The sequence below is a fragment of the Nitrobacter sp. MLSD-S21 genome, assembly GCF_058809865.1.
The window spans coordinates 171,288-184,812 of the sequence record NZ_JBXASZ010000002.1; the positions used below are offsets into that span (position 1 = coordinate 171,288).

The window sequence follows — 13,525 nt, forward strand, 5'->3', positions numbered from 1 at the left end:
GCTCCGATGAAAGTGACCCGGTCGATGGCTAGAGCGATTTTCGTCTATGTCCTCGTGATGCATCATCCAGCTTCAGCGTTCACCGCTGTTTCAGCAATCTTTGTCAGGGTGTCGTCGGTCTTCTTCTCTTCTGTGAGCGTCTGATCAAGCAACTTGGCTGCATCTTTCATTCCGAGCTTAGTTGCCCAAGCTTTTAGCGTGCCGTAGCGCGAAATTTCATAATGCTCGACTGCCTGCGCTGCAGCCAGAAGGCCAGCGTCAAGCGCGGGCTCGTCTTCGTACTCCTCCATAATTTCCTTGCCTTCGTCTAAAATACCCTCGATCGCATCGCACTTTTTGCCGCGCGCAGGTTTACCGAGAAGTTCGAAGACTTGTTCAAGCCGTTCGATCTGTCCTTCCGTTTCATCGTGGTGTTTTTCGAAGGCAGCGCGCAGGTGCTCAGACGCTGCAGCTTTTGCCATTTTTGGTAAGGACTTATAGATTTGCTTTTCGGCGTAATAGATGTCCTTCAAAGTATCGAGAAACAAGGCATTCAAATCTTTCGCGGGCATGGTGGCTCTCCTTTGTGAGAAGTTAAGGCTCCGACAATCTGCCTGTCTAATAGGCGCTCAATCGGTTGAGATATTCGCGCGTCAAGATCGGCAGTTGGCGCTCCAAATCGGACGCCATCGCAAGCTCTTCCTGCAAGATACGCTCGCAAACAGCTTTGGTTTGCGTGTCGCCGACGGCTTCGGCAGCAGCGATCAAGGCGCGGTAGGCCGCCGCCTCCATGTGTTCGAACGTGTAGCTTGCCATAGCCCCTTTGACGATATCGTCCTCTACGAACATTCCGCTTATGCCTTGGCCTAAAGCGACAATCTTCGCGGCCACGTCCTTCAAGGTTGAAGTCTCACCGCCGCGGCGCTTGATGCACTCCTCCAGCGCTTCAATCTGCCTGCGCGTTTCAGCCAGATGGCTCTCGACACGAGTCTTGACTTCGGGATAGTCGCGAGTCCGGCTTGCCAAGCTCGTCAACATAGTTACGGCCTGCTCCTCCATCGCGTGAGCGTTATGAAGCCACGCCATGAAGTTCTCCTCGATCTTGCTCATTTTGAAAACTCGCTATGCGCCTCAAATGGAACGGCGGAATGGGGAGCCGGAGGATGACAGTTGCGCACGTCCTCGGACGCTTCAATGCCGGCGGTCGAGGAACGTTCCATTACCGACCACTACGAACAGTTTGGTTGAGCCAGCCGGCTCTCCTCTTCCACGTTGAGGCCGATGTTCCCGGAACGAGGGCCTTGGCCGGAACTAATTTGTGCGACGGCGAATTGGCGGGTATTCTTTGATTACGAGTGGATTGGCGTGATGGTTTTCTTTCGCGTGAAACCCACATCGGTCGACGAAGACCTTGCGAACGAGATCGCGTCGAAAGGCGAAACCGGTGCCGGAAGAAGTTGCTGGGGTTTTGACCTGGGGCGCGGACGAACATCTAATACTGGGCTGTGCGGCGGCGGCATGGATCGCCCTGACGATCAGCCGATCGCCACTTCGCCCGGCGAGCAGCCACTTGCTCCTGGTCGCGGCGGCGAGTGCCGCACTCCCGCACGGATTGAAGCTTGTCTTCGATCAAGTTCGTCCTGATCGAAAGACATTAAGAGGTCATCTCCAGGGCATCCCATTGTCCGGAGACGGCCTCGACGCACTTCCGTCGGGCCATGCGGTTCATATGGGCGCTCGCTTCGGTCGCCTCAGTGCTTCCCCCACGTTACAAGCTACCGATCTGGGGCGTTGCCGTAGGGCTGTCCGCGACGAGGGTCGCGATTTCTTGCTCATTGGCTCTCTGACGTTGTCGTCGGTTTCACGATCGGCGCCGTTCTGGAGCGCGCGGCTCGTCGCTTCACCGGCTACCGGATGCATACTTCCGTCGTGTTCTTTCGCGGGGGCGGAAGCGATGACCGAATATATGGTGCGCTTTATCGTTGGCGGCCTCTTAGTCTCGCTGTTCGCCATCATCGGAGACGTTGTTCGACCCAAGAGCTTTGCGGGACTATTCGGCGCCGCTCCATCCGTCGCGCTTGCCACGCTTGGCATCGCCTGGGCTCAACACGGCTCCCTGTATGCCGGCGTTCAGGAAACCTCAATGGTTTTCGGAGGCATCGCCTAGCTCTGCTACAGCATCGCTGTTTGCCAGATCTTGATGCGTACCTGCGCCGGTGCCCTGAGAGCAACACTGGCCTTGCTTCCGCTCTGGCTGATCGTTGCCCTTGGATTACATGTGGTTATTCGGGGATAGTGATGCAGATCCAGCTCTCGACATCATCGCTTTCCGATGGACGGTGGTACGAATATCTCATCCGCTTCGCGTTGGGCGGAGTCGCCACTGTGCTCACCGGACTTATCAGCTCCGCGTTTGGCGCCTCAATTGGAGGCCTCTTCCTAGCACTTCCGGTGATATTCTGCGCCAGCGCAACGTTGATCGAGCGACATGAAATTCGTCGCAAGCGGAACGCGGGAGGCCGCGGAGAGTGCCGGGGCCGGAAAGCCGCTGCACTGGACGCCGCAGGCGCTGCGCTCGGCAGTGTGGCGATGGTGGCCTTTGCCATGGTTTTTCTAGCCGTCTCGCCTTATGGCGCGGTGGCCGCGTTTCTCTGTTCGGGGATTTTGTGGATCCTGACCGCGGTCAGCTTATGGTACGCGAGATGGGGATTGAAATCTTTGGTGCGGCGGCTCTGTTCATGATCCGGGGTGAGCTATGGGATAATGATGGCCATCAGCCGACGGTCGATCTTTTGGTCGAGCTGTTCGAAGGTACATTGACGCGGCTTCTTGTCCGGCCGCCATCTCAGGATTGACGTGCCGTGCCGAAAGCGTCCGCCGGTGAAGTGATCATAGGAGATTTCAACCACATATTTCGGTTTCAGGGGCTGCCATTCCGACGAACGCTTTGTGGACCATCGGCTCGGGCCACCTGGGGCATTTCCCGTAAAACTCCGATCAGTTGCGACGGCCTCGAGCTTGTCGGTAAGCGCGGGCTTATCCTTTGCTTTGATGCCAGACGAAAATCCCACGTGGTGGAGCAGGCCCCCGTCATCGTACAATCCGAGCAGTAAAGATCCAACGACCTTTCGACCACCTTGGAGGTTTTCTCCGTATCGAAACCCGCCGATCACACAATCAGCACTACGATAGCACTTTATCTTCTGCATACCGTCGCGATTGCCGGCTTGGTATGGAAGATCTAGCCGCTTCGCGATGACGCCGTCGCTTCCGCCTCCTGCCGCCGCAAGCCAGCGTTCGGCGTCCTTCAGTTTCAGGCTGGCCGGCGAAAGGCGAAAGAGCTTGTCGTTCGAGAAATGACTGTCCGCGAAGCCTTCCAGTCGCGAACGTCGCGCCGATAGGAGGTCATCGGTGAGCTCAGTCTTGCCTTTCTTTAAAAGATCGAACGCCAGAAACAATGCCGGCGTTTGCTGCGAAAGCTTCTTTACGCGGCTGGCAGCTGGATGAATGCGCTGCAAAAGAGCGTCGAAAGAGAAGCCCCTCCCATCGGGGACGACGATCTCACCGTCGAGCACGAAGCGCTTCTCGCGCAAGGAAAGTGCCGCGGCGACCACTTCCGGAAAGTAGCGACTTAAATCCTGCCCTGACTTCGAATACATGGCCACAGTGTCGCCGTCCCGCGACAACAGGCAACGAAATCCGTCCCATTTGGGCTCGTACTGCCACTGTGTGCCTGTGGGAATCATATCGACGGAACGCGCTTCCATCGCTTCAACAGGAATGCGGCTCGTCCTCACGCGGCTTTTCGCTTGCGGCTGCGGCGCGCCGATGTCCGCTTCTTGGCTTTGACCGGAGCCGGCCTGGCTTTCTTACCGCTCAAACTCTGTTTCAGCGCATCCATCAGGTTGATGACGTTGCTTTCCGGCTCTTTCTCTTCCGGCACTTCAATCGTCTTGCCGGCAGCCTTGCGCTTGACCAAGGCCTTCAGCGCAGCCTCGTACTTGTCCTTGAATTTGTGCGGATCGAATTTCGAGGCCTTCTTGTCGAGGATATGAGAAGCAAGTTCGACCATGTCCTTGGATATACGGGGGCTCGGAATGTCGTTGAAATAGTCATCCTCGTCCCTCAACTCGTAGGGATAGCGAAGGGTGGTTCCCAACAATCCCTTGCCCAGGGGCTTCAACGCAATGACATGCTCCCTGTTGGCAAGCACAACGCGCGCCAGCGCAACCTTGTCCTTTCTCTTCATCGCGTCGCGAATGACGACAAACGCATCGACTCCTGCCTTGCCGTTCGGAACGATGTAGTACGGCTTGTCGAGATACCGCTCGTCAATCTCATCAACGGGTACGAAATCGTCGATCTCGATGGTATGAGTGCTGTCGAGTCTCAAAGCCTCGAGCTCTTCCTCCTCGATCGCGACGTACTTGCCCTTCGAGAGTTCGTAGCCTCTGCCCTTATGTTCCGGGTCAACGACCCTACCGGTCTGTTCGTCGACCATCTGCTGTCTGAGCCGATGGCCCGACTGGAGGTTGATCTGGTGGAAGTGAGTTCTTTCCGCCTGGGTCGAAGCCGGAAAGAGCGCGATCGGACAAGTCACGAGCGAGAGCTTGAGCGAGCCCTTCCAATAGGCACGAGGCGCCATTTGATCCTCCGTGATAGGCGGAACTTTAACCGAGCCGGTAACTTTCAGTTCCGTGGAGATTGGAGCGAGGTGCCTATGGCCAAAAAGCTGCTGGCAAAATACCGCGCCAAGCGCGATTTTTCGAAGACGGCCGAACCGAGCGGAAGCGCCACGGTCAAGCCTTCAAATGGGCTTCGCTTCGTTATTCAGAAGCACGCAGCATCGCATCTCCATTACGATCTGAGGCTCGAACTCGATGGCGTCTTCAAATCGTGGGCGGTCACCAAAGGGCCTTCGCTGGATCCGCACGACAAGCGGCTCGCTGTTGAGGTCGAGGATCATCCCCTCGATTACGGCGACTTCGAAGGCACCATCCCGAAAGGCCAATACGGCGGCGGCACAGTCATGGTTTGGGATCGTGGCTACTGGGAATGCGACGACCCGAAGCGGGCATACGAGAAAGGCAAGTTGGACTTTACCCTGACGGGTGCAAAACTTCACGGCGGCTGGATCCTGACTCGGATGCGGAAGCGAGAGGGAGAGAAGCGGACCAATTGGCTCCTAATCAAACATCGAGATGAATTTGCTCGGGAAGGGACGAAAAATAATATCTTGCAACAGGATACGTCGGTGGCCTCGAGCCGGTCGATGGCGCAAATCGCGACTGGCACAGGCAAACGTCCAAAGCCTTTTGTTGCGGCCATGAGATCAAGAGCGCCGGCAAAGGCCGAATGGAAATCGAACCGCGCTTCGGCTCAAGCATCAAAGCCCCGAAAGAGGTCAGGTCCCGACACCTCTCGGAACAAGAAAATTGGAACGAAGGGCAAGGGGAATGCTGACCGCAGCATGCCAACTTTCATCGCGCCTCAGTTATGCTCTTCGGTCGAGCGTCCCCCGACCGGTAGCGAGTGGATCCACGAGATCAAGTTCGACGGCTACCGCATTCAGATGCGGGTCGAGAGGGGCGAGGTGTCCTTGAAGACCCGCAAGGGCCTAGATTGGACGCCAAAGTTCGGCGCAATTGCGAGAGCCGCGGAGCAATTACCCGATTGCATCGTGGATGGGGAAATCGTTGCGCTCGACCATAGAGGCTCGCCTGATTTCGCGGGCTTGCAGGTCGCCTTGTCGGATGGAAAGAGCGACGACCTCGTCTTTTTCGTCTTCGATCTCTTGTTCTTAAAGGGCGATGACCTCCGCCCGCAGAGTCTCGCCGACCGCAAACTGAAGTTGAAGACAATTATCGAGAAGAACTACGGGCACGATCAGGTCGAAATTCGATACGTCGAGCATTTCAAAAACGGTGGAGAGGCCGTGCTTAGGTCGGCTTGCCGAATGTCGCTCGAGGGTATCGTTTCGAAGCAAGCTGCCGCCCGTTATGTATCCGGGCGAACCAACTCCTGGTCCAAAGCCAAATGTCGCGGAGGGCACGAAGTCGTCATCGGCGGCTGGAACAGTAACGGCAACCAATTCAAATCCCTGATGGCCGGCGTGTATCGGGGTGATCACCTCGTCTACGTGGGTAACGTCGGGACCGGCTACGGGGCCGAGAAAGTCGCGAACCTGATGCCAAAGCTCAAGGCCGCCGCTTCGCAGACAAACCCGTTCGGGGGCAAGAATGCGCCTCGCAAAAAGAAGGAAATGCGTTGGTTGAAGCCCGAATTGGTCGCGGAAATCGAGTTCGCGGGATTCACCGGCGCGGGCATGATCCGGCAAGCGGCCTTCAAGGGTCTCCGCCAAGACAAGCCTGCAAAGGAGGTTGAGGCCGAGACGCCGGCGCCAGCTGACAGCACCGGCGTCGCAAGGCCTGTACCGACGCAGCGGTCCAAACCCGCTATCAGCCGCCCCTCCGCAGCTCATGGCGGCATCGTCATGGGTGTGCCTTTGAGCCGGCCGGATAAGGTCCTGTGGCCCGATGAGGGGCAAGGTCCGGTCACCAAGATCGACCTCGCTTTGTATTACGAGAGCGTCGGCGCCTGGATGATGGAGCATCTCAAGGGTCGTCCCTGCTCGATCATCAGGGCTCCGGACGGTATCGGTGGACAACGCTTCTTTCAGCGCCATTCGATGAAGGGCGGCTCCAGCCTACTTGAGGAGGTCACGGTCTCCGGCGATCGAAAGCCCTATGTGCAGATCGATCGTATCGAGGGTTTGGCCGCCGTAGCGCAGAGTGCGGGTGTCGAGCTGCATCCTTGGAACAACCAGCCCGGCGACCCTACCCTTCCCGGACGGTTAGTCTTCGATCTTGATCCCGCGCCGGACGTGGACTTCGGGGTCGTGATCGACGCCGCAAAGGAAATGCGCGACCGCCTGTCCGAGCTTGGCCTCGTCTCGTTCTGCAAGACCACCGGTGGCAAAGGCCTGCACGTCGTTACCCCGCTCGCGCGCCCGAAAAGAGGACAACAGCTGGACTGGGCCACAGCGAAGCAGTTCGCCCGCGACGTTTGCAGCCGGATGGCTCGCGAAAGTCCGGACCGATATCTCATCAACATGAGTAAGTCGAAAAGAGTGGGAAAGATATTTCTCGACTATTTGAGGAACGATCAGTTCTCAACCGCGGTGGCACCTCTCTCTCCCAGGGCGCGCGCGCATGCACCGGTGTCGATGCCGATCACGTGGGTTCAAGTCAAACACGGCCTTGACCCCATGCAATACACCATCGGTACCGTGCCCCAGCTTCTCAAGAAGTCGAAGGCCTGGGTCGATTACTGCGAAGGTGAACGCCCGCTTTCGGAAGCGATTGCTAGACTGGCAAGACTATCGACAAAGCTGGCAGCTTGATGCTTCCTCGTTTAAGCAACGAGCGCCTGTCGAACCGTCCTTGGGGCGCCAGTACCACTCTCGGAGACGAATAGCCGGAGCGGTTCTTCGCGGCATAGGAGCCTCCCAGGCACTCCGCTTTCAAATTTTGCCAAACTCAATCCCGTGAATGCAAAGACCCCCGCGATCGATCTCGTCGATTACCCCAACGATGAGACGACTCTTGAAGACAATTTCCAAAGCAGAGTGCTCCGGGATCGCTGCCGAAACCGGCATCCAAGGCACCTGGCGATTGCGACAAGCCGAGGCAGTTCTCGGCAACCACGGTTCGTGTAGCAGACGGGGTCGACTTAAACGCCAGTTCATGATTTGTACTGTAGCCTCGAGATTCGGGGCAAGTGGAAATGTTGCAGCAGGTCAACACAAGTTGCCAACATGACGCCGGGGATACCGGTTATCTGGCTGGGCTGAATCCGCAGCAACGGCGCGCGGTCGAGCATGGATGCATTGACCTAAATGAGGCCCCGCCCCTCCTGATCATTGCCGGTGCCGGCTCCGGCAAGACCAACACGCTGGCGCATCGCGTGGCGCACCTGGTTGTTTCAGGCGCTGATCCGCGCCGGATCATGCTGCTGACTTTCTCGCGGCGCGCCGCAGTCGAGATGCAGCGCCGGGTCGAGCGGATCATGACGAAAGCGCTTGGGCTGAACGCCGGCGCGATGGCTGATGCGTTGGCCTGGTCGGGAACGTTTCACGCGATGGGCGCGCGGTTGTTGCGCGAATACGCGTCAGACATTGGGCTGGACGCGGCCTTCACGATCCATGACCGGGAAGACTCCGCCGACTTGATGAATCTGGTGCGACACGATCTCGGCTTCTCGAAAATGGAGAAGCGCTTCCCTATGAAGGATACGTGTCTGGCGATCTATTCGCGTGCCGTGAACGCGGAACAGCCGCTTGGTGAGGTTCTCGGCAGCGTCTTTCCTTGGTGCGCCGAATGGGAGGCCGAGCTGCAAAGGCTGTTCGGGGCCTATGTCGCGGCCAAGCAAAATCAGAACGTGCTCGATTACGATGATCTGCTGCTCTACTGGGCGCAGATGATGATGGCGCCCGCGCTGGCCGACGATCTCTCCGACCGCTTTGACCACGTGCTGATCGACGAATACCAGGACACGAACAAGCTCCAAGCGTCGATTCTGCTCAATTTCAAGCCGACCGGCCGCGGCCTTACGGTCGTCGGAGACGACGCCCAGTCGATCTATTCATTTCGTGCAGCGACGGTGCGCAATATTCTCGATTTCCCCGGTCACTTCACGCCGAAGGCCGAGCTAATCACGCTCGACCAGAACTATCGCTCGACCCCGCCGATCCTCGAAGCCGCCAACGCCGTGATTGATCTCGCCTCTGAACGATTCACCAAGAACCTCTGGTCCGATCGCGCATCGTCCGACCTGCCAGGGCTCGTCAACGTCGCTGATGACCACGCACAGGCCGGTTACATCGTCGAAGCCATCCTCGCCAATCGTGAAGCCGGTCAACGACTCAAGTCGCAGGCAGTCCTGTTCCGCACGTCGAGCCACAGCGCGACACTCGAAGTCGAACTCACGCGCCGCAACATCCCATTCGTGAAATTCGGCGGCCTTAAGTTCCTCGAGGCGGCGCATATCAAGGACGTGCTCGCCGTGTTGCGCTGGGCGCATAATCTGCGTGACCGCGTCGCCGGGTTTCGGGTGGCGCAGCTTCTGCCCGGCATCGGACCAAGCACGGCTGCGAAACTTCTCGATGGCATCGCCGAGAGCGGAAGCGCAGTGTCGGGCATGGAGGGTTTCCGCCCCCCGGCTGCGGCGGTCGCGCACTGGAAGGGTTTCGTCGAGACGATGAGCACGCTGCATCTCGGCGTGGCCGGATGGCCCTCCGAGGTCGATCTCGCCTGCCGCTGGTATCTGCCGTTCATGGAGCAACGCTACGAGGACGCGTTACAACGGCAGGCCGATCTGACCCAGCTTGCGCAGATCGCAGCGAGCTATCCAACCCGTGAACGCTTCCTGACAGAGCTGACGCTCGACCCGCCTGACGCCACCAGCGACCAGGCCGGTCCGCCGCTGCTGGATGAGGACTATCTGATCCTCTCGACCATTCACTCCGCCAAAGGTCAGGAATGGTCCTCGGTGTTCGTCCTCAACGTCGTGGACGGCTGCATTCCATCCGACCTCGGCGTCGGCTCGACGCCGGAGATTGAAGAAGAGCGGCGGCTGCTCTATGTGGCGATGACCCGCGCCAAGGATCAGCTTCATCTGATGGTTCCGCAGCGGTTCTTCACGCACGGCCAGCGCCGCCTCGGCGACCGGCACGTCTATGCGCAGCGCACGCGCTTCATCCCGAACGCGATGACAAAGCATTTCCAGAGCCGTTACTGGCCGCGACCGCAAACAGATTCTGCTGCAACGCGATCGACGCGCGCGCCGATCGACATGAAGGCGCGGATGCGGGGCATGTGGGGACGCAGCTAGAGACGAAGCCGCCTACCAGAGCGGATGGTGGCTTCCATAGAGTGGATGCTGCTTCGGCACAGCCACCCGGCCGATGGCCTTGATCGCCTGGTTGCGCTCCTGAAAGCTGCCGCGGCATTCATTGTAAGTGCCGGTCGGCGGATAGGCGCCGACCACCAGGAACGTTGCACTCGCTTTCAAACATTCATGGCCAACACCGGCCGGAACGACGATGACATCGCCGGCGCCAACCTTCACTGTCTTGCCCTTGTTGCCGCCAAGCTGCAGTGTGGCGGAGCCGCGAGCGATCCCAAGCACCTCGTGGATCATCGAGTGATAGTGGACGTAATCATAAACCCCGTTGCGCCAGGCCTCGCCCCAGCCGTTGACGTCGAACACCCTCTCCAGGACACCGCCGGGATCGTGCTTGCGCCCGAACCGAAGGACTTTCCGGTAGTAAAGCATCGGAAACTTAGGGTTGTTTGGGATATAGCCGTCGTCGCGGAACTTCATGTGCAAGGGATGGACGTTCCGCACGCAGGCGAGCGCCTCCTCCCGGCTCGGGATGCCGATGCCGGTCGTCCTTTCGGCCAACCGCTTGACGGGTTCGATGATGTCCATGCTGTTGCTCAACGCGCAAAACGACGAAGAGTTGCGCGGGCCGGCGATGACCACCTATTTTTGAGACGACACGTCTTCCTGGAGAAACTGCCGACAGCCATATATTTCCGTCGAGGAGGCCCAATTTTACGTGGCCAGTTCAGACTGTCTCGCAGCGTTTTCGCGGGTGCGGCGTTCTATATCAATTTCGCGGAATACACGAACAGCTGCGACTTGACGATCGTGGCGCACTCCGCAAATGGAAGCCTTCACGTTACACGATGCTAAGCAAGCCTCGCTGCCGTTTCCGGGGACCGGGGTGGTGAGAGGTGGTCGCGGCTGACCAACGCTGCACTGATCCTGGCGAACTGGCCTTACGCGGTGTGGAATAATGGATGCCGATCAATCGCGACCTGCAAACATTAAGGTGATGCACGACTCGGCATCTTCGTTCCATAACGCCTATCTAGCGAATCAATTTCGTGCATTATCATTTTAGGCGTTACCGGCAGAGTTCGGATTCAGTGTCCAACTCTTCTCAGAACTTGGAGGCTTGGTTGCGATGAGCGTGGGCCAATACGTTTGATGTCTCAATATGGCCGGGTCGGATGGCAAGAGGCTGAGCGCGGTGACAAGAATTCATTAAGCCGCGGGTTCTCAGCGAATTTCCAACCAGTGCGCGTCGGTCCCGGTGTCCGACTTGACCGATCGAGTGTTGCGTTCCTCGCTTGATGGCGAGCCTCACGTTCTTCGGCTCGGCAAGATGTGATGTTTGATCCCAGCTTATCTTCGGAGTGGAAAGATACTATTCCCCTAAGAAACCGTTGCCGCCTTGCAGAGACTATACGATTTCGGATTTCTTTTACCGGTTGTGTATATTCCTAAATTTTTGAGAGTCTCAGAAATTTTGGAAAGCGTTGGCGCTCGCTCATTCTCATACTTGATTGAATAAGCGGTTTGGATCTCTTTCAGAGAAGGGATTCCAATAGATGGACGAGCCAAGCGCTTGTAAAGAGCACTGAAGTCGAGGAATTGAAAATTCGGAACGCCTTTCCGATCAGACTTAGGAACGCCTTTGCGCAAAGACTTGAAAACTTTGCGCTCTCCTTTGATCATTTCAATGAGAACAGTTCGAACTTGTTGATCCACTTCGCTGAATTTTTTCGGCAAGGGGGTGGGTACAGGCTCTATTCCACGAACTCTCATGCCATTTTTGAGAACGGCCACTCCGTTTGAATTGACGAGTGCTCCATCAAAATCCTCAACCTGGAAAGTCCCGACCGTTGAACTTCCTTCGCGGATGGCCTGCACTTTACTGCAGGCGGGCAGCAACACGGCGTGAGTAATATCATGTTCCTCAATCTTCAAATTCAGACAGAATGACTGAGTCCGCTTAGCTATTGGTAGAGGCGGACCGACAGAAATGACGGTATCGCATTCTGCGACCACATATGCTCTGAGCAGATCAAGCGCGTGCGCAATGGTCCGGGGTCTTCCAACAGCAGGTTCGGGGACAATGTGTATGCTGGACATCTTAGCCTCCTACTGATCGATGGAAACTGGTACCGTGTCTGACTGCTTTTTCAGACTGCGGGCGACAGACACGGGACCGTGACTGGGGATTAAACGAGTTTTCGTCACAATTGCACTTGAATCACACTTGATGCAATCGTCTCGAAGATGGTGAATATAGAGAGCTTCATTCGAACCGAGTGGAGCTCAAATGTCTTTGCATCAAATTCTTGAAGTAGATCTCGCTAAGCTTCATCCCAGCCGCCGCAATGCGCGCGTGCACTCAAACAAGCAAGTCGAGCAGATCGCGGCCGCTATCCGCCGTTTCGGATGGACCTATCCGATTCTTGTAGACGAGCACGGCAATATCCTTTGCGGCGCCGGCCGTTGGCTGGCCGCGCAAAAGATTGGACTCAAGAAGGCGCCAGTCATTACGCTCCTGCACTTGAGCGATACCGAAAAGCGCGCCTTGATGTTGGCAGATAACAAGATCGCCGCCAATGCAGGCTGGGATCGCAAAATCCTCGCCAAGGAGCTCGGCGAGCTCTCCGATCTTCTTCCTGAGATCAATCTGGATATCGAAATAACCGGGTTTTCAACGGCGGAGATCGAGCCTTTGCTCGTCGATCTGGTCGACGGCGAATGCGACCCAGCCGATGATGCTCTCCCGTTAGCCAAAGAAGCCGTCTCGCGCAAAGGCGACATTTGGCTACTCGGCGACCACCGCCTCATTTGCGCGGATGCCTGTAGTCGCAAGGCATACCGAGCGCTCATGAAGGGTTGTTTGGCTTCCGTGGCGATACCCGATCAACCCTATAACGATTCGATAGCCAAGATTGTCGGCCGAGGAAAGACGAAGCACCGAGAATTTGCCCATGCTTCTGGCGAGCTCTCACCGGAACAGTTTGTGACTTTCCAGCGAAAATGGATGGAGCTGTGCTCCGAGTTTTCCAAGCCTGGCTCAATTCATTTCGTGTTCATCGATTGGCGTCATCTCACCGAAGCGCTAACGGCGGGGCAAGCGATCTACAGTGAGCTGAAGAATGTCGTAGTCTGGTGCAAGACAAACGCCGGACAAGGCAGCTTCTATCGCTCGCAACATGAGCTCATTCTTGTCTTCAAGAACGGTGATGCTCCACACCAGAACAACATTGAATTGGGTCGTCACGGTCGCAATCGTTCCAACGTGTGGACCTATGCCGGCGTCAACACCTTCCGCGCCGGACGGATGGACGATTTATCGGTCCATCCAACCGTCAAGCCGGTCGCAATGGTGGTGGATGCGATCAAGGATTGTTCGCGTCGCGGCGACATCGTCCTCGATCCTTTCATGGGGTCGGGAACGACAATTCTTGCTGCTGAACGGGTTGGCCGACGCGCGTTCGGCATCGAGATCGATCCGCTCTATGTCGACGTCGCGATCCGCCGCTGGCAGCAATTTACCGGGCGGGACGCAATCCTCGAAGCCAGTGGCTTAACATTTCACGAGATGGAGGCTGAACGATCCACCGATGGAGGTGGCATATGAGTAAGCGCGGCGACGACAGTTCTAAACGGCCGGCGT

Annotated in this window: 10 protein-coding genes and 1 pseudogene; 5 read left to right on the forward strand and 6 right to left on the reverse strand. The window is 57.3% G+C overall.

Annotated features, from left to right (window positions below):
• Nucleotides 1-62 precede the first annotated feature (62 nt).
• Together AC1RT6_RS06630 and AC1RT6_RS06635 are read right to left on the reverse strand one after the other, a co-directional pair.
• Nucleotides 63-551, reverse strand: coding sequence for a YciE/YciF ferroxidase family protein (locus tag AC1RT6_RS06630; RefSeq protein WP_472791320.1), 489 nt, complete (start codon nucleotides 549-551; stop codon nucleotides 63-65).
• A 46-nt stretch (nucleotides 552-597) separates the two neighbouring features.
• Nucleotides 598-1,089 (reverse strand): ferritin-like domain-containing protein, encoded by a 492-nt coding sequence (locus AC1RT6_RS06635; RefSeq protein WP_472791319.1) that lies wholly within the window; start codon nucleotides 1,087-1,089, stop codon nucleotides 598-600.
• A gap of 844 nt (nucleotides 1,090-1,933) precedes the next feature.
• Between AC1RT6_RS06635 and AC1RT6_RS06640 the strand changes: the two are divergent.
• Nucleotides 1,934-2,275, forward strand: a pseudogene (locus AC1RT6_RS06640) (DUF3147 family protein).
• A 2-nt stretch (nucleotides 2,276-2,277) separates the two neighbouring features.
• Nucleotides 2,278-2,721, forward strand: a complete 444-nt coding sequence (locus AC1RT6_RS06645; protein ID WP_472791318.1) for a hypothetical protein — start codon at nucleotides 2,278-2,280, stop codon at nucleotides 2,719-2,721.
• Nucleotides 2,722-2,732: 11 nt separating this feature from the next.
• Here AC1RT6_RS06645 and AC1RT6_RS06650 read toward each other — a convergent pair whose 3' ends face one another.
• Together AC1RT6_RS06650 and ku are read right to left on the reverse strand one after the other, a co-directional pair.
• Entirely contained in the window at nucleotides 2,733-3,761 is a 1,029-nt protein-coding gene (locus AC1RT6_RS06650; protein WP_493029476.1) for an ATP-dependent DNA ligase, read from the reverse strand.
• An 11-nt stretch (nucleotides 3,762-3,772) separates the two neighbouring features.
• On the reverse strand, nucleotides 3,773-4,624 hold the full coding sequence (gene ku, locus AC1RT6_RS06655) for a non-homologous end joining protein Ku (RefSeq protein ID WP_472791316.1): 852 nt from the start codon (nucleotides 4,622-4,624) through the stop codon (nucleotides 3,773-3,775).
• Nucleotides 4,625-4,699: 75 nt separating this feature from the next.
• Here ku and ligD point away from each other — a divergent pair, with 75 nt between their 5' ends.
• Nucleotides 4,700-7,381 (forward strand): DNA ligase D, encoded by a 2,682-nt coding sequence (gene ligD, locus AC1RT6_RS06660; RefSeq protein WP_472791315.1) that lies wholly within the window; start codon nucleotides 4,700-4,702, stop codon nucleotides 7,379-7,381.
• A gap of 383 nt (nucleotides 7,382-7,764) precedes the next feature.
• On the forward strand, nucleotides 7,765-9,870 hold the full coding sequence (locus tag AC1RT6_RS06665; protein WP_493029477.1) for an ATP-dependent helicase: 2,106 nt from the start codon (nucleotides 7,765-7,767) through the stop codon (nucleotides 9,868-9,870).
• Between the two features lie 12 nt (nucleotides 9,871-9,882).
• Here the strand turns inward: AC1RT6_RS06665 and AC1RT6_RS06670 are convergent, their stop codons facing one another.
• Nucleotides 9,883-10,470, reverse strand: a complete 588-nt coding sequence (locus AC1RT6_RS06670; RefSeq protein WP_472791314.1) for a cupin domain-containing protein — start codon at nucleotides 10,468-10,470, stop codon at nucleotides 9,883-9,885.
• Nucleotides 10,471-11,262: 792 nt separating this feature from the next.
• Nucleotides 11,263-11,982: a hypothetical protein gene (locus AC1RT6_RS06675; protein ID WP_472791313.1), complete on the reverse strand. Its 720-nt coding sequence runs from the start codon at nucleotides 11,980-11,982 to the stop codon at nucleotides 11,263-11,265.
• A gap of 190 nt (nucleotides 11,983-12,172) precedes the next feature.
• Here AC1RT6_RS06675 and AC1RT6_RS06680 point away from each other — a divergent pair, with 190 nt between their 5' ends.
• Nucleotides 12,173-13,489 (forward strand): site-specific DNA-methyltransferase, encoded by a 1,317-nt coding sequence (locus AC1RT6_RS06680; RefSeq protein WP_472791312.1) that lies wholly within the window; start codon nucleotides 12,173-12,175, stop codon nucleotides 13,487-13,489.
• Nucleotides 13,490-13,525: the final 36 nt, after the last annotated feature.